A 25,718-nucleotide genomic window follows, 5' to 3' on the forward strand; every position below is an offset into this window, starting at 1 on the left:
AAAGTACGTCGGCTTTACAGGTGAACCGGGGCGCAGGGCAGACGTGCCCGAAGATTCACTTTGCCGCCCTCCCCTACGAAAACGGCGGCGTGGGCAGGTCGCAAGATGAGCATCTGCTCAAATCCCCACTCGTGTAGCCGTTGCCCCTTGCTGTGCATGGCAGCCAGACCTGGCCGCGAGTTAAGGCACAGGTCTGGTGAATTACAAATTTATCGTCGAAAGTCAGCCGTTGCCGGCCACGGCCGATGGTTGACCCTTAACCTTCAGCACACCATCAGCGATCAGCTTCTTGATGAGTTGCTCCTGCGCCTCGAAGGCGCGGACAAACCCCTCCATCGGTATGACCACTTGCTGGGAGGGAATGAGCCGAACTTCCTGCTTGCCCTCGGCGTTGGTCACCGGCGTCGCCGTACCGAAATCGATGCGCACCAGCGAACCGGTGATGGCGATATTGAGAATGCCGTCTGCGAAATAAGTCTGCATGTATTGTCCTTTTGTATGGTCAGAGAAAAAGATCAGCGTCGGCCAGGGTGCTCTCTCCTTCCAATCACGAGACGAGGAAATCCGTCGAGAGCAGAGTGGGATGACCGGTCAGGACAGCAAACTGCACGGCCGCGTCGCCCTCCAGGCCGTCCGCATCGTAGTACAGCGCGCCGTCACTGGTGTTGTAGATCAGCCGATCATCGGCATCCGCAGCGGTGGAGTAGCCCGCCCCAGCGATAAAGGCATCCGCTGCGACTGCCCCGACCGCCAGACCGCTGAAATTCGCCTGCGCCAGTTGCACGATGTCCGTCCCTGAGAGGAAATCGCTGAGCGTATCGACGTTGCCCGCCCCGGGCGCGCTGTCGAACAGGAACTTGTCGGCACCGCTGCCGCCGGTCAGGCTGTCGTTGCCCAGGCCACCCGCCAGCGTATCCGCCCCGCCGCTACCGGAAAGCAGGTTGGCCGCGCTGTTGCCTTGCAGGAAATTGTCGTCGTTCGAGCCGTAGCCGTTGAGGGCGCTGGCCCCGGTCAGCGTGAGGTTCTCCTGATTGGACCCCAGATACCGGGTCACCGAACTGATCACGGTATCGGTGCCCTGCCCGGCCAGTTCGCTGATGATGTCGCCCGTGTTGTCGACGAAGTAGGTGTCGTTGCCGACGCCGCCGGTCATCGTGTCGGCGCCGACGCCGCCGTCGAGGGTGTTGTTGCCGGTGTTGCCGATCAGGTAGTTGTCGAGTCCGTTACCGAAGCCGGCAATGTGGGCTGCGCCCGTCAACACCAGCCATTCGACGTTGTTCTCCAGAATGTGGCCGTCCAGTGCGGTCCGGACGGTGTCCTTGCCGGCGCTACTGCCTTCGGTGACGACATCGCCGGCGTTGTCCACGATGTAGGTGTCGTCGCCCAGGCCACCCGACATCGTGTCGGCGCCGGTGGCGCCGTCCAGGTAGTTGGCCGCGTCGTTGCCGATCAGGGTGTTGGCCAGCGTGTTGCCATAGCCGTTGATGGCGCTGCCACCGATCAGCGTGAGGTTCTCCTGATTCGATCCCAGGGATCGGCTGATGGTACTGCGGACGGTATCGATTCCCTGTCCGGCCAGTTCGCTGATGATGTCGCCGGTGTTGTCGACGAAGTAGGTGTCGTCGCCGACGCCGCCGGTCATCGTGTCGGCACCGACGCCGCCGTCGAGGGTGTTGTTGCCGGTGTTGCCGATCAGGTAGTTGTTGAGGCCGTTACCGTATCCGGAAAGGTGGGCCGTGCCGGTCAGCACCAGCCATTCGACGTTGTTCTCCAGAAGGTGGCCGTCCAGTGCGGTCCGGACGGTGTCCTTGCCGGCGCCGCTGTTTTCGGTGACGACATCGCCGACGTGGTCCACGATGTAGGTGTCGTCGCCCAGGCCGCCCGACAGGGTGTCGGCGCCGGTGCCGCCGTCCAGGTAGTTGGCTGCGCCGTTGCCGGTGATCACGTTGGCCAGGCTGTTGCCATAGCCGTTGGTCGCGCTGCTGCCGGTGAGCGTGAGGTTTTCCTGGTACGACCCCAGGCCGCGGCTGACCGTGCTCTGGATCGTATCGATGCCCTGCCCGACGTATTCGGTGATCACGTCGCCGGTGTGGTCCACGACGTAGGTGTCGTCGCCCGCGCCGCCGGTCATCGTGTCGGCGCCGGCGCCGCCGTCGAGGACGTTGTTGTTCGCGTTGCCGGTCAGGACGTTGGCCTCGCTGTTGCCCGAGCCGTCGATGGCAGTGCTGCCGGTGAGGATCAGGTTGTCCTGATAGGCACCCAGGGTTCTGGTGACGGAACTGCGCACGGTATCCGTCCCTTCTCCGGAGAGTTCGCTGATGACGTCGGCGGCGTTATCGACGAGGTAGGTATCGTTCCCCGCGCCACCGGACATGGTGTCGGCGCCGACGCCGCCATCAAGGGTGTTGTTGCCGGTGTTGCCGATCAGGTAGTTGTTGAGACCGTTGCCGTTTCCGGAAATGTTGGCCGTGCCGGTCAGTACCAGCCATTCGACGTTGCTGGTGAGGGTGTAGCCGTCGACCGAGGTCCGGGTCGTGTCGGTACCTGCGCTGTCGCTCTCGGTGACGACGTCGCCAGCGTTGTCTACGATGTAGGTGTCGTTGCCCAGGCCGCCCGCCATCGTGTCGGCGCCGCTGCCGCCATCGAGATAGTTGGCGGCACTGTTGCCCTGCAGGAGGTTGTCGAGGCTGTTGCCGAAGCCGTTGATGGCGCCGACGCCGGTGAGGGTGAGGTTTTCCTGATTGGCGCCCAGCGATCTGCCGACCGAACTCTGAACGGTGTCCGTCCCCGCGCCGGGATCTTCGACGACGACGTCGCCGGCGTCGTCGACAATGTAGGTGTCGTTGCCGAGTCCGCCCAGCAGGCTGTCTGCACCTGCGCCGCCATCAAGCTTGTCATTGCCATCGCCGCCATTGAGCGTATCGTTTCCGTCGATGCCGTAGATTCGGTCATCGCCCGTCCCGCCGGTCAGCGCGGAATCGTTTCCCAAGGTTCCGGTGATGATCCTTCCCGTCATCGTGGAAGTGAAAACATCGTTGGTGAACGGATTGGCCATGCTCACCACATCGTACAGCTGGCTCGCCACGGCGCTGCTGTCGCCGCCGCCATCAATGGGACTGCCCCAGGTCACCACCGAGCCATCGGCACGCAGCGCGGCAAAGGCTTTGCTGGCCGAAAACACTTGCGTGACGTCGACCGTGCCGTCGAGGGCCGCCGCCACGACGCTGCTGTCACCTCCCCAGAACTCATCTCCCCAGGTGACCACCGAGCCATCGGCGCGCAGTGCGGCAAAGGCGCGAGTCGTCGAAAACACCTGTATCACGTCAATGCTGCCATCGAGTTTTGTCGCCACGGCGCTGCTGTCGCCGCCATACAACCCCCAGGTCACCACCGAGCCATCTGCGCGTAGCGCGGCAAAGGCATTTTCCGTCGAAAACACCTGCGTCACGTCGATCGTGCCATCAAGTGCCGCAGCCACGGCGCTGTTGTCGCTGCCATAGCCAGAATCTCCCCAAGTGACCACCGAGCCATCGGCGCGCAGCGCGGCAAAGTCATTGGCCGCCGAAAACACCTGCGTGACGTCGATCGTGCCGTCGAGCGCGGCGGCCACGGCGCTGCTGTCGCCGCCATGCCACCCCCAGGTCACCACCGAGCCATCGGCACGCAGCGCGGCAAAGGCAGAGGGCGTCGAAAACACCTGCGTCACGTCGATGAACGTGCCATCGAGTTTTGTGGCCACGGCGCTGCTGTCGCCGCCCGCCCAGGACAGACCCCAAGTGATTACCGAGCCATCGTTGCGTAGTGCGGCAAAGGCTGTGCTCGTCGAAAACACCTGCGTCACGTCGATGATCGTGCCATCGAGTTCTGTGGCCACGGCGCTACTGTCGCCGCCATAGGGGGCATATCCCCAGGTCACCAGCGAGCCATCGGCGCGCAGCGCGGCAAAGGCTGCTTCCGTCGAAAACACCTGCGTGACGTCGATCGTGCCATCGAGCGCCGCGGCCACGGCGCTGCTGTCGCTGCCCAAGGTCACCACCGAGCCATCAGCGCGCAGCGCGGCAAAGGCATATGCCGTCGAAAACACCTGCGTGACGTCGATCGTGCCGTCGAGTTCCGCCACAGGGCTGCTGTCGTAGAAAGAATATCCCCAGGTCACCAGTGAGCCATCGGCACGCAGCGCGGCAAAGTCTTGCCCGGTCGAAAACACCTGCGTCACGTCGTTCGTGCCATCGAGCAATGCAGCCACGGCGCTGCTATCGCCACCCCAGGACGGATATCCCCAGGTCACCACCGAGCCATCGGCGCGCAGCGCGGCAAAAGCACCACCGTTGCGCCACTCGCTGGCGCTGTGGCCCGGGAAGGATGGAGTTAGCGGTGTGATCGTCAGGCCCAGCAGCCCGTACCATTGCGGGTTGTCGAGCGGCGGGGTGCGCAGCACACCAACATCGAGCTGCCAGGCTCCCCCGAGGTCGGCATGGCCCACCGGCATCGAGGAAGCCGAGACAGCGGCGCCGAGGGCTTCCGACAGCGCGCGCACGAAAGCGCGGCCTTCGCTTCCCTTTCCGACTTCGCAGCCGTAGATCTGCACGTCGCCGTCAGTGCCCAGCGAAAGGCCGATCGCCGCAAGTTCCGCGGCATGGGAATCGATACTCTCGTAGGTGAGCTCTACTGGACCGATCATCAGCGCACCCGGCCTACCGTGCGCCAGGATGCGAATCGACGCCAGGTCGCGCCGATCTAACAGTGCGGCCTGCATCTGCTCCAGCCCGTCCTGCGTGGCATTGAGCCACACCAGTTGACTATCGGCGCTCAGGCCAATGATCAGCGTCGATTGATCAGCCACTCGGCTATCGATGTAAACAAGGTGCTTGAACATGGTCATTCTTTCGGTGAGCAGGTCGCAACGATCTGGCGCTTTGAGCGGCCAGTGCAAACTTGTTGAAAAGCGGGAAGAGCAACCTCTTGTGACAAATGTCGTGCTGGATCGGAAAGATCAGCGTCGGCCAGGGTGCTCTCTCCTTCCAATCACAAGACGAGAAAATCCGTCGAGAGCAGAGTGGGATGACCGGTCAGAACAGCAAACTGCACGGCCGCGTCGCCCTCCAGGCCGTCCGCATCGTAGTACAGCGCGCCGTCACTGGTGTTGTAGATCAGGCGATCATCGGCATCGGCAGCGGTGGTGAAGCCGGCACCGGCGATAAAGGCACCCGCCGCGACCGCCCCGATTGCAAGAGCACCGAAGTTCGCCTGCGCCAGTTGCACGATGTCCGTCCCCGAGAGGAAATCGCTGAGCGTATCGACGTTGCCCGCCCCGGGCGTGGTGTCGAACAGGAACTTGTCGGCACCGCTGCCGCCGGTCAGGCTGTCGTTGCCCAAGCCGCCCGCCAGGGTATCCGCCCCTCCGCTACCGGAAAGGAGGTTGGCCGCGCTGTTGCCTTGCAGGAGGTTGTCGTCGTTCGAACCATAGCCGTTGATGGCGCTGGCCCCGGTCAGCGTGAGGTTCTCCTGATTGGACCCCAGATACCGGGTCACCGAACTGATCACGGTATCGGTGCCCTGCCCGGCCAGTTCGCTGATGATGTCGCCGGTGTTGTCGACGAAGTAGGTGTCGTTGCCGACGCCGCCGGTCATCGTGTCGGCGCCGACGCCGCCGTCGAGGGTGTTGTTGCCGGTGTTGCCGATCAGGTAGTTGTCGAGTCCGTTTCCGAAGCCGGTAATGTGGGCGACGCCCGTCAACACCAGCCACTCGACGTTGTTTTCGAGAATGTGGCCGTCCAGTGCGGTCCGGACGGTGTCCTTGCCGGCGCTACTGCCTTCGGTGACGACATCGCCGGCGTTGTCCACGATGTAGGTGTCGTCGCCCAGGCCACCCGACATCGTGTCGGCGCCGGTGGCGCCGTCCAGGTAGTTGGCCGCGTCGTTGCCGATCAGGGTGTTGGCCAGCGTGTTGCCATAGCCGTTGATGGCGCTGCCACCGATCAGCGTGAGGTTCTCCTGATTCGATCCCAGGGATCGGCTGATGGTACTGCGGACGGTATCGATTCCCTGTCCGGCCAGTTCGCTGATGATGTCGCCGGTGTTGTCGACGAAGTAGGTGTCGTCGCCGACGCCGCCGGTCATCGTGTCGGCACCGACGCCGCCGTCGAGGGTGTTGTTGCCGGTGTTGCCGATCAGGTAGTTGTTGAGGCCGTTACCGTATCCGGAAAGGTGGGCCGTGCCGGTCAGCACCAGCCATTCGACGTTGTTCTCCAGAAGGTGGCCGTCCAGTGCGGTCCGGACGGTGTCCTTGCCGGCGCCGCTGTTTTCGGTGACGACATCGCCGACGTGGTCCACGATGTAGGTGTCGTCGCCCAGGCCGCCCGACAGGGTGTCGGCGCCGGTGCCGCCGTCCAGGTAGTTGGCTGCGCCGTTGCCGGTGATCACGTTGGCCAGGCTGTTGCCATAGCCGTTGGTCGCGCTGCTGCCGGTGAGCGTGAGGTTTTCCTGGTACGACCCCAGGCCGCGGCTGACCGTGCTCTGGATCGTATCGATGCCCTGCCCGACGTATTCGGTGATCACGTCGCCGGTGTGGTCCACGACGTAGGTGTCGTCGCCCGCGCCGCCGGTCATCGTGTCGGCGCCGGCGCCGCCGTCGAGGACGTTGTTGTTCGCGTTGCCGGTCAGGACGTTGGCCTCGCTGTTGCCCGAGCCGTCGATGGCAGTGCTGCCGGTGAGGATCAGGTTGTCCTGATAGGCACCCAGGGTTCTGGTGACGGAACTGCGCACGGTATCCGTCCCTTCTCCGGAGAGTTCGCTGATGACGTCGGCGGCGTTATCGACGAGGTAGGTATCGTTCCCCGCGCCACCGGACATGGTGTCGGCGCCGACGCCGCCATCAAGGGTGTTGTTGCCGGTGTTGCCGATCAGGTAGTTGTTGAGACCGTTGCCGTTTCCGGAAATGTTGGCCGTGCCGGTCAGTACCAGCCATTCGACGTTGCTGGTGAGGGTGTAGCCGTCGACCGAGGTCCGGGTCGTGTCGGTACCTGCGCTGTCGCTCTCGGTGACGACGTCGCCAGCGTTGTCTACGATGTAGGTGTCGTTGCCCAGGCCGCCCGCCATCGTGTCGGCGCCGCTGCCGCCATCGAGATAGTTGGCGGCACTGTTGCCCTGCAGGAGGTTGTCGAGGCTGTTGCCGAAGCCGTTGATGGCGCCGACGCCGGTGAGGGTGAGGTTTTCCTGATTGGCGCCCAGCGATCTGCCGACCGAACTCTGGACTGTGTCCGTCCCCGCGCCGGGATCTTCGACGACGACGTCGCCGGCGTCATCGACGAGGTAGGTGTCGTTGCCGAGACCGCCCAGCAGGCTGTCCGTTCCGCTGCCTCCGTCGAGCAGGTCGTTGCCGGCACCGCCGGCGAGGCGGTTGGCGCCGGTGGTGCCGGTGAACTGGTCATCGAAGGCACTGCCGGTGAGGTTCTCGATGCTGATCAGGGTGTCGGAACCGGAACCGCCGGTGGCTTGCGCTCCAGCGACTGCGAGGCTGACAGTGACGCCGGCGGCGGCAAAGGCGTAGGAGACGGTGTCGGTGCCGCCGGCACCGTCGAGAACGTTGTTGCCGGCATTGCCCGTCAGGTTGTCGTCGAAGGTGCTGCCGGTGAGATTTTCGAAGTTGAGCAGCGTGTCGCTCCCCGAGCCACCAGTGGCCTGAGCCCCGGCGATTGCGAGGCTGACGGTGACGCCGGCGGCGGCAGCGGCGTAGGAGACGGTGTCAGTGCCGGCACCTCCGTCGAGAACGTTGTTGCCGGCGTTGCCTGCAAGATTGTCGTTGAAGCCGCTGCCGGTGAGGTTCTCGAAATTGAGCAGCGTATCCAGGCCGGCACCGATGGTGTTCTGTTGAACTCCCGGCGAAGCCAGGGTGACGCTCACGCCGCCGGCCGCACCGGCATACGATGCGGTATCCAGTCCGGCCCCGCCATCCAGTGTGTCGTTACCCGCTCCGCCTTCGAGGGTGTTGTTGGCGACGGAACCGGTCATTCGGTTGTCGAGTGCATTGCCAATGCCGGTCACCGCGCTGCCGGCCAGTTGCAGATTCTCGACGTGGGCACCCAGGGTCAGCGTGGGCAGATAGCTGATCACCAGATCCGTGCCTTCGCCGACGGCTTCGCTGTAGCTGTCGCCGGCGTCTTCGATGAGGTAAGTGTCGTCGCCCGCTCCACCGCTCAGGCTGTCGTCACCACCGGCACCGTCGAGGACATCGTCGCCATCGCCGCCGGTGATCGCATCGGCGAAGGGAGTGCCTCGCAAAATGTCGGCGGCGGTGCCACCGTCGAGGCTTGCCGACGACGGCGGTGGGCCGTCGTTGTCGAGGATCGTGGCGGTGCCGACGGCGGTGCCCAGGGTCGCGTTGGTCGGGCTGTACAGTTGCAGCGTGAAGGCCTCCTGCCCTTCGACCACGGCGTCGTCTACGGTGCTCACCCTGACGGTCTTGATCGTTTCGCCGGGACTGAAAGTCAATGTGCCCGACTTGACTGATGAAGTCATCATAGCTGGCGGCGGTGCCCGCGACGGTCTGGTAATTGACGGAGACCACGCTTGCGCCTGGCGAGCGACAGGGTCACCAGGAAATCCACATAGCCCTGTCCTTCAACCGCCACCGCGTTCCTGAGATCGACGACGGGCGAGAGCTACCGGTTGCTGGTCGTTGCCGTTGATGAAAACGTGGCCCCTGCCGTCGCCGACAGTGGCGCCAATCACGTTGCTCAGTGACGATGTCGAAGACTTCGGTCGACTCGACCGTGGCATCGTCGAGGATGCCGACGGTGACCAGCTTGACCGTTTCGCCCGGTGCGAAGGCGATGGTTGCGGCCGGGAACACCGTGAAATCCGAGGCCGGCGGCCGCCGTGGCTTCTTGCACGGCGCAGTTCACTGTCACCGCATCCGAGGCTGGGTCTATCGAGCAGCAGCGCGACCTGTACCAGTCCGGTGGCTTCGTCAACCACCGCATCGCCAACGCTGTACCACCGGCGTCCCCGCCGGCGCGTCGTTGCCAATGATCGTCGCGGTCGCGAAGTGTACGGGCCAGGCGTCGCATTGGCGCTCGCGACTGGAAAGCCTACAAGGTTGAAGTTCTCGACCGGCTCCACCGTTGCTGTCGTTGATCAGCGTCACCCGCACCGTCTTGACCATCTCGCCCGGCGCAAAGGTCAGCGTGCCGGATTGGTCACGGTAGTCATAGTAGCCGCTCGCCGTTCCTGGATAGGAATAGGTGTTGTAGTAGACCGTGACCGCCGCCGCTGTTCGGCTGATCCAGCCGCACCAGGAAATCGGCGTAGGTCTGGCTCTCGCCCACCACGATGTCGTCTACGGCAATGTTCGAGGTGCTCTCTTGTGCCGCGTCGTTCTCGGCAATGATCGCCGTCCCGACCGGGTCGAGACTCGTCGCCCCGCTCAGCGACGACAGCACCAGGTTGAACGCTTCCGACGCTTCGCTCACGATGTCGTTGAGCAGCGACACCTTGACCGTCTTCACCGTCTCACCCGCGGCAAAGTTGAGGCTGCCGCTCGTCGCGACAAAGTCGGAACCGGCCAGCGCTTCGCCGTCCTGCGTGGCGTAGTTCATCGACACCATCCCCGGCCGACGGCCGGTCCAGCACGACCACGAACGTCGCTTCCTGCGTCGCCTCGTCGATCACGAAGTCGTTGATCGTCACTACCGGCGTCCCCGCCGGCGCGTCGTTGTCGATCAGCGTCGCCACCGCGACCGAGTTGCGCAATTGTCTGCATTGGCGCTCGGGCTATACAGATATGAGCTGAAATGTCTCCGGCAACTCCACATCGCTGTCGTTGAGCAGCGTCACTCGCACCGTCTTGACCATCTCGCCCGGTGCAAAGGTCAGAATCCCGGACTGGGCAAAGAAAGTCGGTACCATCGGAGGCCGTTTCGTCCATAGGTGTTGTAATGAACCGTGACCGCCGCCGCTGTTCGGCTGATCGAGCCGCACCAGAAAATCGGCGTAGGTCGGGGTCTCGTCTATGAAGATGTTGTCCACCAGAAATCGTGCGACGTGGACACCGCCGGCGCGTCGTTCTCGGCAATGGTCGCCGTCCCGACCGGGTCGAGACTCGTCGCCCCAGTCAGCGACGACAGCACCAGGTTGAACGCTTCCGACGCTTCGCTCGCGGTGTCGTTGAGCAGCGACACCTTGACCGTCTTCACCGTCTCGCCCGCGACAAAGTTAAGGCTGCCGCTCGTCGCGACAAAGTCGGAACCGGCCAGCGCTTCGCCGTCCTGCGTGGCGTAGTTCATCGAGACGATCCCGGTCGACGGCCGGTCCAGCACGACCACGAACGTCGCTTCCTGCGTCGCCTCGTCGATCACGAAGTCGTTGATCGTCACTACCGGCGTCCCTGCCGCCGCGTCGTTGTCGATCAGCGTCGCGGTCGCGAAGGTCCGGGCCAGAGTCGCATTGGCGCTCGGGCTGGAAAGCCGCAGGTTGAAGTTCTCGACCGGCTCCACGTTGCTGTCGTTGAGCAGCGTCACCCGCACCGTCTTGACCATCTCGCCCGGCGCAAAGGTCAGCGTGCCGGATTGGTAACCGTAGTCATAGTAGCCGGTTGCCGTTCCTTGATAGGTGTCGTAGTAGACCGTGACCGCCGCCGTGTTCGGCTGATCCAACCGCACCAGAAAATCGGCGTAGGTCGGGGTTTCATCAACCACGATGTCGTCCACCAGAATCAGGGACGTGGACACCGCCGGCGCGTCGTTCTCGGCAATGATCGCCGTCCCGACCGGGTCGAGACTCGTCGCCCCAGTCAGCGACGACAGCACCAGGTTGAACGCTTCCGAAGCTTCGCTCACGGTGTCGTTGAGCAGCGACACCTTGACCGTCTTCACCGTCTCACCCGCGGCAAAGTTGAGGCTGCCGCTCGTCGCGACAAAGTCGGAACCGGCCAGCGCTTCGCCGTCCTGCGTGGCGTAGTTCATCGACACCATCCCCGCCGACGGCCGGTCCAGCACGACCACGAACGTCGCTTCCTGCGTCGCCTCGTCGATCACGAAGTCGTTGATCGTCACTACCGGCGTCCCCGCCGGCGCGTCGTTGTCGATCAGCGTCGCCACCGCGACCGAGTTGCCAATTTCTGCATTGGCGCTCGGGCTATACAGATTGAGCTGAAATGTCTCCGGCAACTCCACATCGCTGTCGTTGAGCAGCGTCACTCGCACCGTCTTGACCATCTCGCCCGGTGCAAAGGTCAGAATCCCGGACTGGGAAAGAAAGTCGGTACCATCGGAGGCCGTTTCTCCATAGGTGTTGTAATGAACCGTGACCGCCGCCGTGTTCGGCTGATCGAGCCGCACCAGAAAATCAGCGTAGGTCGGGGTCTCGTCTATGAAGATGTTGTCCACCAGAATCGTGGACGTGGACACCGCCGGCGCGTCGTTCTCGGCAATGGTCGCCGTCCCGACCGGGTCGAGACTCGTCGCCCCAGTCAGCGACGACAGCACCAGGTTGAACGCTTCCGACGCTTCGCTCGCGGTGTCGTTGAGCAGCGACACCTTGACCGTCTTCACCGTCTCGCCCGCGACAAAGTTAAGGCTGCCGCTCGTCGCGACAAAGTCGGAACCGGCCAGCGCTTCGCCGTCCTGCGTGGCGTAGTTCATCGAGACGATCCCGGTCGACGGCCGGTCCAGCACGACCACGAACGTCGCTTCCTGCGTCGCCTCGTCGATCACGAAGTCGTTGATCGTCACTACCGGCGTCCCTGCCGCCGCGTCGTTGTCGATCAGCGTCGCGGTCGCGAAGGTCCGGGCCAGAGTCGCATTGGCGCTCGGGCTGGAAAGCCGCAGGTTGAAGTTCTCGACCGGCTCCACGTTGCTGTCGTTGAGCAGCGTCACCCGCACCGTCTTGACCATCTCGCCCGGCGCAAAGGTCAGCGTGCCGGATTGGTAACCGTAGTCATAGTAGCCGGTTGCCGTTCCTTGATAGGTGTCGTAGTAGACCGTGACCGCCGCCGTGTTCGGCTGATCCAACCGCACCAGAAAATCGGCGTAGGTCGGGGTTTCATCAACCACGATGTCGTCCACCAGAATCAGGGACGTGGACACCGCCGGCGCGTCGTTCTCGGCAATGATCGCCGTCCCGACCGGGTCGAGACTCGTCGCCCCAGTCAGCGACGACAGCACCAGGTTGAACGCTTCCGAAGCTTCGCTCACGGTGTCGTTGAGCAGCGACACCTTGACCGTCTTCACCGTCTCACCCGCGGCAAAGTTGAGGCTGCCGCTCGTCGCGACAAAGTCGGAACCGGCCAGCGCTTCGCCGTCCTGCGTGGCGTAGTTCATCGACACCATCCCCGCCGACGGCCGGTCCAGCACGACCACGAACGTCGCTTCCTGCGTCGCCTCGTCGATCACGAAGTCGTTGATCGTCACTACCGGCGTCCCCGCCGGCGCGTCGTTGTCGATCAGCGTCGCCACCGCGACCGAGTTGCCAATTTCTGCATTGGCGCTCGGGCTATACAGATTGAGCTGAAATGTCTCCGGCAACTCCACATCGCTGTCGTTGAGCAGCGTCACTCGCACCGTCTTGACCATCTCGCCCGGTGCAAAGGTCAGAATCCCGGACTGGGAAAGAAAGTCGGTACCATCGGAGGCCGTTTCTCCATAGGTGTTGTAATGAACCGTGACCGCCGCCGTGTTCGGCTGATCGAGCCGCACCAGAAAATCAGCGTAGGTCGGGGTCTCGTCTATGAAGATGTTGTCCACCAGAATCGTGGACGTGGACACCGCCGGCGCGTCGTTCTCGGCAATGGTCGCCGTCCCGACCGGGTCGAGACTCGTCGCCCCAGTCAGCGACGACAGCACCAGGTTGAACGCTTCCGACGCTTCGCTCGCGGTGTCGTTGAGCAGCGACACCTTGACCGTCTTCACCGTCTCGCCCGCGACAAAGTTAAGGCTGCCGCTCGTCGCGACAAAGTCGGAACCGGCCAGCGCTTCGCCGTCCTGCGTGGCGTAGTTCATCGAGACGATCCCGGTCGACGGCCGGTCCAGCACGACCACGAACGTCGCTTCCTGCGTCGCCTCGTCGATCACGAAGTCGTTGATCGTCACTACCGGCGTCCCTGCCGCCGCGTCGTTGTCGATCAGCGTCGCGGTCGCGAAGGTCCGGGCCAGAGTCGCATTGGCGCTCGGGCTGGAAAGCCGCAGGTTGAAGTTCTCGACCGGCTCCACGTTGCTGTCGTTGAGCAGCGTCACCCGCACCGTCTTGACCATCTCGCCCGGCGCAAAGGTCAGCGTGCCGGATTGGTAACCGTAGTCATAGTAGCCGGTTGCCGTTCCTTGATAGGTGTCGTAGTAGACCGTGACCGCCGCCGTGTTCGGCTGATCCAACCGCACCAGAAAATCGGCGTAGGTCGGGGTTTCATCAACCACGATGTCGTCCACCAGAATCAGGGACGTGGACACCGCCGGCGCGTCGTTCTCGGCAATGATCGCCGTCCCGACCGGGTCGAGACTCGTCGCCCCAGTCAGCGACGACAGCACCAGGTTGAACGCTTCCGAAGCTTCGCTCACGGTGTCGTTGAGCAGCGACACCTTGACCGTCTTCACCGTCTCACCCGCGGCAAAGTTGAGGCTGCCGCTCGTCGCGACAAAGTCGGAACCGGCCAGCGCTTCGCCGTCCTGCGTGGCGTAGTTCATCGACACCATCCCCGCCGACGGCCGGTCCAGCACGACCACGAATGTCGCTTCCTGCGTCGTCTCGTCGATCACGAAGTCGTTGATCGTCACCACCGGCGTCCCCGCCGGCGCGTCGTTGTCGATCAGCGTCGCCACCGCGACCGAGTTGCCAATTTCTGCATTGGCGCTCGGGCTATACAGATTGAGTTGAAATGTCTCCGGCAACTCGGCGAGCGCATCGTCGATGATCGGGACCGAAATGGTCTGTTCCACGATCCCCGGATTGAAACTCAGCAAGCCGGACAGGTATGTGAAATCATAGCCACTGTCTGCGCTGATCCCGGAAAGGTTCCAGTTGACGGTCACCAGGCTCTGCGGATCGGCCTCGGAAAGCCGAACTGTAAATACGGCGTTGGTGTTGTTTTCGCTGACGACGATGTGACTGACGGTGATGACGATGGGCATGACTTTCTCCAAGGATTGCTTGAATTCGTATTGGTTATTGTCTTGGGTCTGAGCCGATGGGCACTTCTGCCCGGCTGGAATAGCTCTGGGAGCCGCTCAAGAGAGGGCTCAAGTCATGTCGGATTACCCATATGGCCCTCGGCGACGGTGAGGCCGGATGAAGACCACGAATTTCGTCATTGGTGTCAGGCTCCTTATCAAGTCGAGATCGCGCTTCGCCATTTCAACAACTCCCGGTGGAATCGTTTTGGCGACAACCGACGCGGTAGCACCGCCTCCAGCGTGAGGGCTATCGCTTTGCATTCAGGCTTTCGCCCGTCTGTCTACCCCTCCTTTCTCGCGCGGGCAGAATGACCGAGAATAGATTGTCAACTTTTGATCTGAGTCAAGTTTGTTCCAGAAAACCAGTGTCCGAACCGTACAGCAAGTCTCTCACGACGCTGTCCGAGTTTCGGATCTGCGACGAATGGAAGCTGTAGACGAGGAGGATGCAGACTCCCGGCGAGGAACATGCCGTTACGTCGACGCCGGCCGACTACGGTTCGATCGGCAAGCAGGCAAAGCTTGGTGAGCGTTCGGCGCCTCAACGCATCATCCTGGTTGTCTGTTGCCCCGGCCGACAGAAAACCCCGAACCCGCAGCGCGATGCGGTGTTCATCGCGTTGTCGGGTGGTCGATTACGTCAGGGAGGCTCCGCCATGACTCAGAATCGGAATGCGCTGACTTGCTCGACCAAAGTCCTCACGGCGATCAAAGTCATACTCGCCAGCATCGCGCACGCACGTCTGGCCTACCGACGGGTCGGGTCGAAAAGCGTGTCGTCAGGCGAAGCTCCGAAATCTGTCCACCAGGACTGTGCAGATGTTGCAGGAGAACCTGCGTTGAACTGCGGGTACTACCAGATCCTGTCGTCCAGGGGCTTGAGGTAGAGCCATGGCGACCTGAGCGAAACGTCGCGCCATGGCCACCTCACCTCAAGCACCCATCATACGAAGACGAAGTCGCTACTGTGCAGCGCGGTCTGCCCCACGATATCGATCTGATCGCTGCCGAACAGCAGGATCGTATCGCTGCCGGCGACGATCACGTTGGCATCCGCATCATCGAGCACACTGTTGCCGTTGCTGTCGAGCGCAGCAAAGTCGGCAGCGAGTGCCAGACTCAACTGGATGTCGTCGCCGCCCGGGCTGAAGTCGTTGATGCGGTCGAAACCGCAACCGACATCAAAAATGAACAGATCGTTGCCAGCGCCCCCGGTGAAGATATCGTTTCCGGCGAAACCCGTGAACGTGTCCGCACCCACACTGCCGCTCAATAGATCGTTGTCGGCCGACCCGTCGATCGTCAGGCCGGTCGGCGCGACACCGGTCTTGCCGGTGACCGTCAGCACGACATCGTTGCCGGTTCCTCCCGAGTACGAGATCTGGAAGGTCACCGTCTGGCTGCCATAGGCGGTATTGAAGCTCGCTCCCTCAAGCAAACCGTTGAACCGCCCGCTGACCGCATCGGTGCCATTGTTGTCGAGGATGGTGAAGTTGCTCCCGACGCTCGGGCTGTAACCGAGATCCACGTCCAGCGTGCCGCCACCATCAGGGTTGCTGTCGCCATTCAGATTGACCGTACCGTTCACCGCCAGGCGATCGTACAGCTTGGTCGTGGTGTTGAAGGTGCTGCCGAATATTTCGATCTTCACCGTTCCCGCTGACGCCAGATCATAGTTGCCGTTGACGGTGGTCTGGCCGACCGAGTTGCCGGGGGCCAGTACGCCGCCGTTCTGGTCAAGCAGGCCGTTGAAGGTATCGACCGACAAGACGCCACCCGAGAAGTTGAATGTACCGCCATTGAGAGAGACCGACTGACCGGTGAGCAGGCCACCCGCAAGGTCGAGCGTCTGTGCATTGAGCGTACCGGTGGCGCCGACCGTCAGCGGATTGGCGTTCAGATCGAGGGTGCCGCTGGCGAGGGTCAGCGTCGTCGCTTGCAGGGTACCGCCAACAATGTCGACAAGGCCGGTGGCGCTGGCGCCAACGCCAATGTTTACGGACTGGGCGTCGACCGAGGTGCCGCTGCCCATTACCAGCGTACCTTTTGCCGTTCCGGCGCTGGCGGTGATACCGACATTGAGATCGGAAAGATGAGCGGTCATCGCACCTTCGGCGGCGTCGAGCATGCCGGTAGCGCTGCCGCCGGCGTAGTAGGTGTTGCCGTTCTGGCTCCAGCCAATATTGAGCGTCGCCAACGATGCCGCAGTGCCCAGATGCAACGTCGAGTTACTTGCCAGCGTCAGGCTGCCGTTGGCGGTCGTCCCGTTCCAATCCGCCGCCCCGGTTTCACGACCGATCGACAGATCGTCCAAGACGAACGCCGTGACGGTCGGGTTGCTGACCGAGAAGTCAAGGTCGGCCGTAGCGGTTCCCCTGGCAGCGTCGTTGTAGGCGATGCACAAATTGGCAATCCATTCGGTGTCGGTCCCCAAGTGGAATTCGCCTCCCGCTGCCACTTCCAGATTGCCTGTGGCATTGCCGCGTCCGAAATAAACGTCCTGTGCGGCGATAACTTCAGTCTGATCCCACTTCAGCGTACCTGTCCCGAACCCGTTGAAGCTGCCACGGCCAACATTCAGTTCGCTCAGATGTAGGTCGACATCGGCCTCCCTGACCAGTGCATCGAGCACGCCGGTGGCACTGCCGCTGGCGTAGTAGGTGTTGCCGTTCTGGCTCCAGCCAATATTGAGCGTCGCCAACGATGCCGCAGTGCCCAGATGTAGCGCCGAATTGCTTGCCAGCGTCAGGCTGCCGTTGGCGGTCGTCCCGTTCCAATCCGCCGCCCCGGTTTCACGACCGATCGACAGATCGTCCAAGACGAACGCCGTGACGGTCGGGTTGCTGACCGAGAAGTCAAGGTCGGCCGTAGCGGTTCCCCTGGCAGCGTCGTTGTAGGCGATGCACAAATTGGCAATCCATTCGGTGTCGGTCCCCAAGTGGAATTCGCCTCCCGCTGCCACTTCCAGATTGCCTGTGGCATTGCCGCGTCCGAAATAAACGTCCTGTGCGGCGATAACTTCAGTCTGATCCCACTTCAGCGTACCTGTCCCGAACCCGTTGAAGCTGCCACGGCCAACATTCAGTTCGCTCAGATGTAGGTCGACATCGGCCTCCCTGACCAGTGCATCGAGCACGCCGGTGGCACTGCCGCTGGCGTAGTAGGTGTTGCCGTTCTGGCTCCAGCCAATATTGAGCATCGCCAACGATGCCGCAGTGCCCAGATGTAACGCCGAGTTGCTTGCCAGCGTCAGGCTGCCGTTGGCGGTCGTCCCGTTCCAATCCGCCGCCCCGGTTTCACGACCGATTGATAAATCGCTGGCGACGAAGGCAGCCAAACTCGGATTTGTGGTGGCGAAGTTGATGTGGGTAGTAGCCGTACCGGTAGCCACCGCGTTGTAGCCAATGCGTAGATTGGAAATAGGAGCGGCCGCAGACCCTATTTCAAAATAGGCACTAGGTACCTGCAGAATGGCAGTACCGAAGTTTAAAGCCGAGTCGGTACCGGTAAAGTTGAGAGCGCCCCCTTCCACCCTTAGGGTTCCACTGGCGCCAGCGCCCAAACCAATATTCGCGACATTGGTGTTGACTGAGGATCCCGCTCCCATGACAAATGTTCCAGAAGCGGTACCCACATTGGCCGTTTGGCCAACAATGAGAGTACTCAGGTCTGCGGTGAAACTGCCTTGACTTGCATCGAGCACGCCGGTAGCACTGCCGCCAGCGTAGTAGGTGTTGCCGTTCTGGCTCCAGCCAATATTGAGCGTCGCCAACGATGCCGCAGTGCCCAGATGCAACGTCGAGTTACTTGCCAGCGTCAGGCTGCCGTTGGCGGTCGTCCCGTTCCAATCCGCCGCCCCGGTTTCACGACCGATCGACAGATCGTCCAAGACGAACGCCGTGACGGTCGGGTTGCTGACCGAGAAGTCAAGGTCGGCCGTAGCGGTTCCCCTGGCAGCGTCGTTGTAGGCGATGCACAAATTGGCAATCCATTCGGTGTCGGTCCCCAAGTGGAATTCGCCTCCCGCTGCCACTTCCAGATTGCCTGTGGCATTGCCGCGTCCGAAATAAACGTCCTGTGCGGCGATAACTTCAGTCTGATCCCACTTCAGCGTACCTGTCCCGAACCCGTTGAAGCTGCCACGGCCAACATTCAGTTCGCTCAGATGTAGGTCGACATCGGCCTCCCTGACCAGTGCATCGAGCACGCCGGTGGCACTGCCGCTGGCGTAGTAGGTGTTGCCGTTCTGGCTCCAGCCAATATTGAGCATCGCCAACGATGCCGCAGTGCCCAGATGTAACGCCGAGTTGCTTGCCAGCGTCAGGCTGCCGTTGGCGGTCGTCCCGCTCCAATCCGACGCCCCAGCCTCGCGGCCGATGGAAAGCACGTCGACATCCGTCGCATCAATGACCGCGCCGCCATTGAGTATCAAGTAGCCCGTTGCCGTACCGGACCCCGCAGGGTTATAGCCGACGTTGAAGTCCGTCAAATGGAGAGTGACCTGGGTATCAAGGACCGTCAGCGCTCCTGTACCCTCGGCGTTCGCGGTGTGAATCGAAACCGGCCCATTGACCTGAAACATCCTCTCGAATTCGAGGGCGTGCGCCGCTTCGCCGGTATCCACCAGGCCGGCGATGGTCCCCTGAAACGCCGGATCGACCACACTGCGACCGCCGGAGTCAATCGCGTTGAAGATGACCGTTTCGGTCTCGGACGGGACGCTGATATCCTGCCAGTTGTCGAGAATGCTCCAGTTGTCGTTGCCGCTCGGCAAGGCGCCTGTCCAGATGTCCCCGGTGGGCGTTCCCGCGTTGGTCCCGATGTCGAAGCTCGTCGGTGCCGCCGCGCTGCCGATGGTCACTCCGGCGGTCCCGTTCCGCCAGACCATGCCGTCAATGCCCGTCACCTCCAGATGCTCCCACCCACTCGCCTTGAGTGCAAAGGCGGTGAACTGGAATTCGGCGCCGGACGCTACCGCCGCATTGGCATTCAGCCTGAGGAATTCTTCATAGGCGCGCAGATCCGCCTGCACTTCGACGCTGTTCAACTCGGCTTGCGTCAGTTCCAGCGAGAGTGTATCGCTGCCGACATTGCCCTTGTAGGTGTCGGTATCGCCCTCACCGGCTGCCGAAGGCTTGTAAACCCCCCGATCGTCACCGCTGCCACCATCAATGGTGTCGCTACCCGCGCCACCCGCCAGCGTGTCCGCCCCGCCCCCTCCGGAAAGCAGGTTGGCGGCGCTGTTGCCTTGCAGGAAATTGTCGTCGTTCGAGCCGTAGCCGTTGAGGGCGCTGGCCCCGGTCAGCGTGAGGTTCTCCTGATTGGACCCCAGGTATCGGGTCACCGAACTGATCACGGTGTCGGTGCCCTGGCCGGCCAGTTCGCTGATGATGTCACCGGTGTTGTCGACGAAGTAGGTGTCGTTGCCGACGCCGCCGGTCATCGTGTCGGCTCCGACACCGCCGTCGAGGGTGTTGTTGCCGGTGTTGCCGATCAGGTAGTTGTTGAGCCCGTTACCGAAGCCGGCAATGTGGGCTGTGCCTGTCAGAACCAGCCACTCCACATCATCGGTCAGGATATACCCGGTGAGCGATGTCCGGACGGTGTCCTTGCCGGCGCCGCTGCCTTCGGTGACGACATCGTCGACGTTGTCCACGATGTAGGTGTCGTCGCCCAGGCCACCCGACATCGTGTCGGCGCCGGTGGCGCCGTCCAGGTAGTTGGCCGCGTCGTTGCCGATCAGGGTATTGGCCAGCGTGTTGCCATAGCCGTTGATGGCGCTCGCTCCGGTCAGCGTGAGGTTCTCCTGATTCGATCCCAGGGATCGGCTGATGGTACTGCGGACGGTATCGATTCCCTGTCCGGCCAGTTCGCTGATGATGTCGCCGGTGTTGTCGACGAAGTAGGTGTCGTCGCCGATGCCGCCGGTCATCGTGTCGGCACCGACGCCGCCGTCGAGGGTGTTGTTGCCGGTGTTGCCGATCAGGTAGTTGTTGAGGCCGTTACCGTATCCGGAAAGGTGGGCCGTGCCGGTCAGCACCAGCCATTCGACGTTGTTCTCCAGAAGATGGCCGTCCAGTGCGGTCCGGACGGTGTCCTTGCCGGCGCCGCTGTTTTCGGTGACGACATCGCCGACGTGGTCCACGATGTAGGTGTCGTCGCCCAGGCCGCCCGACAGGGTGTCGGCGCCGGTGCCGCCGTCCAGGTAGTTGGCTGCGCCGTTGCCGGTGATCACGTTGGCCAGGCTGTTGCCATAGCCGTTGGTCGCGCTGCTGCCGGTGAGCGTGAGGTTTTCCTGGTACGACCCCAGGCCGCGGCTGACCGTGCTCTGGATCGTATCGATGCCTTGCCCGACGTATTCGGTGATCACGTCGCCGGTGTGGTCCACGACGTAGGTGTCGTCGCCCGCGCCGCCGGTCATCGTGTCGGCGCCGGCGCCGCCGTCGAGGACGTTGTTGTTCGCGTTGCCGGTCAGGACGTTGGCCTCGCTGTTGCCCGAGCCGTCGATGGCAGTGCTGCCGGTGAGGATCAGGTTGTCCTGATAGGCACCCAGGGTTCTGGTGACGGAACTGCGCACGGTATCCGTCCCTTCTCCGGAGAGTTCGCTGATGACGTCGGCGGCGTTATCGACGAGGTAGGTATCGTTCCCCGCGCCACCGGACATGGTGTCGGCGCCGACGCCGCCATCGAGGGTGTTGTGGCCGGTGTTGCCGATCAGGTAGTTGTTGAGGCCGTTGCCGTTTCCGGAAATGTTGGCCGTGCCGGTCAGCACCAGCCATTCGACGTTGCTGGTGAGGGTGTAGCCGTCGACCGAGGTCCTGGTCGTGTCGGTACCTGCGCTGTCGCTCTCGGTGACGACGTCGCCGGCGTTGTCTACGATGTAGGTGTCGTTGCCCAGGCCGCCCGCCATCGTGTCGGCGCCGGTGCCGCCATCGAGATAGTTGGCGGCACTGTTGCCCTGCAGGAGGTTGTCGAGGCTGTTGCCGAAGCCGTTGATGGCGCCGACGCCGGTCAGGGTGAGGTTTTCCTGATTGGCGCCCAGCGATCTGCCGACCGAACTCTGGACGGTGTCCGTCCCCGCGCCGGGATCTTCGACGACGACGTCGCCGGCGTCATCGACGATATAGGTGTCGTTGCCGAGACCGCCCAGCAGGCTGTCTGCTCCGCTGCCTCCGTCGAGCAGGTCGTTGCCGGCACCGCCGGTGAGGCGGTTGGCGCCGGTGGTGCCGGTGAGCTGGTCATCGAGGGCACTGCCGGTGAGGTTCTCGATGCTGAGCAGCGTATCCAGGCCGGCACCGATGGTGTTCTGTTGAACTCCCGGCGAAGCCAGGGTGACGCTCACGCCGCCGGCCGCACCGGCATACGATGCGGTATCCAGACCGGCCCCGCCATCCAGTGTGTCGTTACCCGCTCCGCCTTCGAGGGTGTTGTTGGCGACGGAACCGGTCATTCGGTTGTCGAGTGCATTGCCAATGCCGGTCACCGCGCTGCCGGCCAGTTGCAGATTCTCGACGTGGGCACCCAGGGTCAGCGTGGGCAGATAGCTGATCACCAGATCCGTGCCTTCGCCGACGGCTTCGCTGTAGCTGTCGCCGGCGTCTTCGATGAGGTAAGTGTCGTCGCCCGCTCCACCGCTCAGGCTGTCGTCACCACCGGCACCGTCGAGGACATCGTCGCCATCGCCGCCGGTGATCGCATCGGCGAAGGAAGTGCCTCGCAAAATGTCGGCGGCGGTGCCACCGTCGAGGTTTGCCGACGACGGCGGTGGGCCGTCGTTGTCGAGGATCGTGGCAGTGCCGACGGCGGAGCCCAGGGTCGCGTTGGTCGGGCTGTACAGTTGCAGCGTGAAGGCTTCCTGCCCTTCGACCACAGCGTCGTCTACGGTGCTCACCCTGACGGTCTTGATCGTTTCGCCGGGACTGAAAGTCAATGTGCCCGCTTGACTGATGAAGTCATCATAGCTGGCGGCGGTGCCCGCGACGGTCTGGTAATTGACGGAGACCACGCTTGCGCCTGGCGAGGACAGGGTCACCAGGAAATCCACATAGCCCTGTCCTTCAACCGCCACCGCGTTCCTGAGATCGACGACGGGCGAGAGCTCCGGTTGCTGGTCGTTGCCGTTGATGAAAACGTGGCCCCTGCCGTCGCCGACAGTGGCGCCAATCACGTTGCTCAGGACGATGTCGAAGACTTCGGTCGACTCGACCGTGGCATCGTCGAGGATGCCGACGGTGACCAGCTTGACCGTTTCGCCCGGTGCGAAGGCGATGGTTGCGGCCGGGAACACCGTGAAATCCGAGGCCGCGGCCGCCGTGGCTTCTTGCACGGCGCAGTTCACTGTCACCGCATCGAGGCTGGGTCTATCGAGCAGCAGCGCGACCTGCACCAGTCCGGTGGCTTCGTCAACCACCGCATCGCCAACCTGTACCACCGGCGTCCCCGCCGCCGCGTCGTTGTCGATGATCGTCGCCACTGCGACCGAATTGCCAATTTCCGCATTGGTGCTCGGGGCATACAGATTGAGTTGAAATGTCTCCGGCGACTCGGCAAAGGCATCGTCGATGATCGGAACCGAAATGGTCTGTTCAACGACCCCTGGATCAAAACTCAGCAAGCCGGACAGGTACGTGAAATCGGAGCCGCTGTCTGCGGTCATCCCGGAAAGGCTCCAGTTGACGGTCACCAGGTTCAGCGGATCGGCTTCGGAAAGCCGAACCGTGAACACTGCGTTGGTGTTGTATTCGCTGACGACGATGTGGCTGACGGTGATGACGATGGGCATGACCTTCTCCAACGATTGGTGGGATTCATATGGCTTACTGTCTTGGATTTGAGCCGATGGGCATTTCTGCCGGGCTGAAATATCCTCCGGGGTTACTCAGGGAAATGGCAAAGCGCGCGCAGGAGCGTCCGGCGCCAACCTGGCCCACTTCGCGGGCATAGCGCTGCATAGCGCACGCGCTGTCCAGCGACAGTTTGATTTTCGCCAGTTCGCCGATCTGGTTTTCAAAATTGCCCTTATTGATAAAAACCATGTTCTTCGTCATCACTGCCAGGTTGTTTATCAAGTCCGGATCGCGCTTTGCCATCCCAGATACTCCCTGAGGAGTCGAAACGGCGACAATCGACGGGGTTACATCCCTTTATTCATCACAGCCATAGCCATGTCCAGGCTATGGCCCGTCGGTCTCCCGCCCCTTTTCCTACACCCATAGATTGACCGAAAATATAATGCAAACTTTTGATCTAAATCAAGTTTGTTTCAGAAAATTCGTGTTTGATGCGTACCGCGAGACACTCGCGACGCGGTTCAGGCATCGGATCCGGGATGACTCAAATCTGAAGACGAGGCCGGCGTGCAACACTCGTCGAGAAAACACCGTGCAGCGGCACAGATCGCGTACGGTTAGATCGGCAGGCAGGCGATGCTTGCTCAATTTTCGGCACCGCATCGCATTGACTTCATTGCAGACTGCCCCTGCCGATTGACAGGCCTGATTCCGCGGCGCGATCCTTTTCCGCGCATTTTCTGATGACTGTTTATGCCAAGGAAACTCCGTCATGACCCAGAATCTGATCTCGCTGACTTTCTAAGCCGAAGTCCTCGCGGCGATCCACGCCGCCGTCAGGACCCTCGAAGAACAACTGGCGGCGCTCATCGAACTGTCGGTCGATGAGCGCCGCCGTCTCAACAAGATGGGGGACAAGACCGAAGCGGCGTGTCGCCAGACGCTGATCGTGCTGGCACAGAATCGGCAGCTCCTGCCGCCGGGTTTCGATCTCCCCGAAGCCGAACGCGACCTCGCCACGCTCGATCAACTGCGGCCGGTTTTCGCGCGCATCCGGCAGCTTGCCGCCCGGGGTGACGACACCGAGATGGCGCTCTGCAGCGACATTCTCAGTGCCTCGCTCGAAGGCTATGCGCTGGCCAAGGCGATCGGCAAGGGCGCGGCGCTCGATGCCTTGCGCGAATCGATGGGCAGCCGCTACAGCCGCCGACGCCGCAGCAGCGAAGTCGCCGCTGGCTGAGCGCTGCGCCGCACCCACTTGCACGCACGCCCGCCGCTGATGCGGGCGCGCCAGCTTCTGCGCCGTGTCGGCGAGGCTTTGCGGCTCGACGACGACTCATCGAGGTTCGGTGTTGATCCCCCGCGGCGCAGTCACGCGTCTTGGATCCCCGGCCTTGAGTCCTGGGGAGAGAAGCATGACTCTCCGCGCCTTGAGCTTGAGTCTTCGCGACGTACATGCGAGTCTCCGGAACTCGGCCTTGAGTCTCCGAAGCTCGGACGCGCGTCTTCGAGGTTCACGCGCGACGCTTTGAACCTCGCCATTGACTCGCCGAACCTCGACAACGACGCTTCGAACCTCGACCTTGACTCTTCGAGGTTCACGCGTGACGTTCCGAAGTTCGACGAAGAGTCTGCGCGCCACGTGCCCGAGTCCCTGAATCTCGACACTGAGGCTGCGAGCCTCGCGCACGACTCTCCGAGCCCTGGCCGCGTCGCTGCGAAGCGCATCCAGATGATCCCTTGATTAGCCCGCCAGCCTCCAGGGCTGGGACGCGAGGCGGCGCGCGCGAACAGCGTGTCCGATCGCCACAGACCTCGCCTCGCGATGCGCGCTTCAGAAGCGCGCCAGCCGCACCCGGTAGAGGCCGCCGATGACCACGTATTCATCTTCGCCGCGCAGCATGCCGGGCAGCAGGTGGCTGAAGAAGGCGAGCTTGGGCAGCGGCACGTCGACGGCCAGCAGGTCGTCGCCGAATTCGCCGGCGCGCTCGCGCGAGCGTGAGAAGGAGTTGATGTTGTTCAGCAGCAGCACCTTGTCGCCACCCGGGTCGTGGTGGATGGTCTCGTGCTCGGCGAGGCGGTTGACGCCCCGGTACAGCCGCAGGTGGGTGCGCAGCGGGAACTGCCGTGCCAGTTCGTACTGGCTGTAGGCATACAGCAGGTCGAGTTGCGCCTCCAGGGCGTTGGTGCCGCGCAGGCCCTGCGCGCGACTCTCGACGTAGCGCTGCCAGGCGCGGCTGCCCGGTTCGCGCAGCGCTTCGCCGTGATGGCGCGGGCAGAGGCCGAAGCGCGATTCGACCCAGCCCTTCAACACCGCCGCCTCGCGGCTTTCGGCGTCGAAGGCCCAGCCGCGCACGACGCGCAGGTAGGTGGCGCGGGCGCGGGCGCCGGCCTGGCCGGCAGCGAGCCCGGCGTCTTCCGGCTGCTGCAGGCGAAAGTGGTTCTGCATGTAGCCGACGAAACGCGCGGCGCGCTCGGGGGCCTCGGGGATGTCGTCGAGCAGCGCCCACAGCGGCTTGTGCAGGTCGGCGACGCCGTCGATCTGCAGCGGCGTCGGGTGCCGCTGGTAGGTCAGGCCGCCGAGGATCGCCGCCGGCAGGTTGCAGCGGTTGATCGGCAGGCGGGCCAGGCGCGGCAGCGTCGGGGCGCCGTCGCCCTCCTCCTTGTCGGGAGCGCGACAAACATTCGCGGAAATGTCAGACATCGGCGCCTCGTCGGGCTCCCGCCGGAGCCCTGCAGAAATCGTTGAAAGGCTGGCCACGTCTGGCTT

The 25,718-nt window shown here is 63.0% G+C and carries 13 protein-coding genes; 2 read left to right on the forward strand and 11 right to left on the reverse strand.

Going from position 1 to position 25,718, the window contains the following annotated elements:
* Nucleotides 1-222: 222 nt before the first annotated feature.
* From AC15MQ_RS05690 to AC15MQ_RS05725, 8 genes are all read right to left on the reverse strand, one after another.
* The gene (locus AC15MQ_RS05690) at nt 223-483 is read right to left on the reverse strand and encodes a hypothetical protein (RefSeq protein ID WP_483079591.1); all 261 of its coding nucleotides are present in this window, start codon (nt 481-483) and stop codon (nt 223-225) included.
* Nucleotides 484-547: 64 nt separating this feature from the next.
* A complete protein-coding gene (locus tag AC15MQ_RS05695) occupies nt 548-4,876 on the reverse strand; it encodes a DUF4347 domain-containing protein (protein ID WP_483079592.1) in 4,329 nt (1,442 codons plus the stop codon).
* A 149-nt stretch (nt 4,877-5,025) separates the two neighbouring features.
* Nucleotides 5,026-8,520: a beta strand repeat-containing protein gene (locus tag AC15MQ_RS05700; RefSeq protein ID WP_483079593.1), complete on the reverse strand. Its 3,495-nt coding sequence runs from the start codon at nt 8,518-8,520 to the stop codon at nt 5,026-5,028.
* 70 nt (nt 8,521-8,590) lie between these two features.
* The gene (locus tag AC15MQ_RS05705) at nt 8,591-8,851 is read right to left on the reverse strand and encodes a hypothetical protein (protein ID WP_483079594.1); all 261 of its coding nucleotides are present in this window, start codon (nt 8,849-8,851) and stop codon (nt 8,591-8,593) included.
* A 117-nt stretch (nt 8,852-8,968) separates the two neighbouring features.
* A complete protein-coding gene (locus tag AC15MQ_RS05710) occupies nt 8,969-9,301 on the reverse strand; it encodes a Calx-beta domain-containing protein (RefSeq protein WP_483079677.1) in 333 nt (110 codons plus the stop codon).
* Nucleotides 9,207-9,596 (reverse strand): Calx-beta domain-containing protein, encoded by a 390-nt coding sequence (locus AC15MQ_RS05715; protein ID WP_483079595.1) that lies wholly within the window; start codon nt 9,594-9,596, stop codon nt 9,207-9,209. Before AC15MQ_RS05715 ends, AC15MQ_RS05710 begins: the two co-directional genes overlap by 95 nt.
* Nucleotides 9,597-9,771: 175 nt before the next feature.
* On the reverse strand, nt 9,772-10,026 hold the full coding sequence (locus AC15MQ_RS05720; protein WP_483079596.1) for a Calx-beta domain-containing protein: 255 nt from the start codon (nt 10,024-10,026) through the stop codon (nt 9,772-9,774).
* The gene (locus AC15MQ_RS05725) at nt 10,008-14,117 is read right to left on the reverse strand and encodes a Calx-beta domain-containing protein (RefSeq protein WP_483079597.1); all 4,110 of its coding nucleotides are present in this window, start codon (nt 14,115-14,117) and stop codon (nt 10,008-10,010) included. Before AC15MQ_RS05725 ends, AC15MQ_RS05720 begins: the two co-directional genes overlap by 19 nt.
* Before the next feature lie 488 nt (nt 14,118-14,605).
* Here AC15MQ_RS05725 and AC15MQ_RS05730 point away from each other — a divergent pair, with 488 nt between their 5' ends.
* Nucleotides 14,606-15,046: a hypothetical protein gene (locus AC15MQ_RS05730; RefSeq protein ID WP_483079598.1), complete on the forward strand. Its 441-nt coding sequence runs from the start codon at nt 14,606-14,608 to the stop codon at nt 15,044-15,046.
* Nucleotides 15,047-15,102: 56 nt separating this feature from the next.
* Here the strand turns inward: AC15MQ_RS05730 and AC15MQ_RS05735 are convergent, their stop codons facing one another.
* On the reverse strand, nt 15,103-22,941 hold the full coding sequence (locus tag AC15MQ_RS05735) for a Calx-beta domain-containing protein (protein WP_483079599.1): 7,839 nt from the start codon (nt 22,939-22,941) through the stop codon (nt 15,103-15,105).
* Between the two features lie 34 nt (nt 22,942-22,975).
* Nucleotides 22,976-23,248 carry a hypothetical protein gene (locus AC15MQ_RS05740; RefSeq protein WP_483079600.1) on the reverse strand — a complete coding sequence of 91 codons (273 nt, stop codon included), beginning with the start codon at nt 23,246-23,248 and terminating at the stop codon, nt 22,976-22,978.
* Between the two features lie 607 nt (nt 23,249-23,855).
* Here AC15MQ_RS05740 and AC15MQ_RS05745 point away from each other — a divergent pair.
* Nucleotides 23,856-24,188, forward strand: coding sequence for a hypothetical protein (locus AC15MQ_RS05745; RefSeq protein ID WP_483079601.1), 333 nt, complete (start codon nt 23,856-23,858; stop codon nt 24,186-24,188).
* 594 nt (nt 24,189-24,782) lie between these two features.
* Here AC15MQ_RS05745 and AC15MQ_RS05750 read toward each other — a convergent pair.
* Nucleotides 24,783-25,652 (reverse strand): NAD(+)--dinitrogen-reductase ADP-D-ribosyltransferase, encoded by an 870-nt coding sequence (locus AC15MQ_RS05750; protein WP_483079602.1) that lies wholly within the window; start codon nt 25,650-25,652, stop codon nt 24,783-24,785.
* Nucleotides 25,653-25,718 lie beyond the last annotated feature (66 nt).

The organism is Candidatus Accumulibacter propinquus (assembly GCF_056856495.1).

Coding starts and splice junctions, on each gene's coding strand:
- AC15MQ_RS05700 (WP_483079593.1), bottom strand. CDS start 8,520: ATGATGACTTCATCAGTCAAGTCGGGCACATTGACTTTCAGTCCCGGC.
- AC15MQ_RS05695 (WP_483079592.1), bottom strand. CDS start 4,876: ATGTTCAAGCACCTTGTTTACATCGATAGCCGAGTGGCTGATCAATCG.
- AC15MQ_RS05750 (WP_483079602.1), bottom strand. CDS start 25,652: ATGTCTGACATTTCCGCGAATGTTTGTCGCGCTCCCGACAAGGAGGAG.
- AC15MQ_RS05735 (WP_483079599.1), bottom strand. CDS start 22,941: ATGCCCATCGTCATCACCGTCAGCCACATCGTCGTCAGCGAATACAAC.
- AC15MQ_RS05725 (WP_483079597.1), bottom strand. CDS start 14,117: ATGCCCATCGTCATCACCGTCAGTCACATCGTCGTCAGCGAAAACAAC.
- AC15MQ_RS05690 (WP_483079591.1), bottom strand. CDS start 483: ATGCAGACTTATTTCGCAGACGGCATTCTCAATATCGCCATCACCGGT.
- AC15MQ_RS05740 (WP_483079600.1), bottom strand. CDS start 23,248: ATGGCAAAGCGCGATCCGGACTTGATAAACAACCTGGCAGTGATGACG.
- AC15MQ_RS05715 (WP_483079595.1), bottom strand. CDS start 9,596: ATGAACTACGCCACGCAGGACGGCGAAGCGCTGGCCGGTTCCGACTTT.
- AC15MQ_RS05745 (WP_483079601.1), top strand. CDS start 23,856: ATGGGGGACAAGACCGAAGCGGCGTGTCGCCAGACGCTGATCGTGCTG.
- AC15MQ_RS05730 (WP_483079598.1), top strand. CDS start 14,606: ATGCAGACTCCCGGCGAGGAACATGCCGTTACGTCGACGCCGGCCGAC.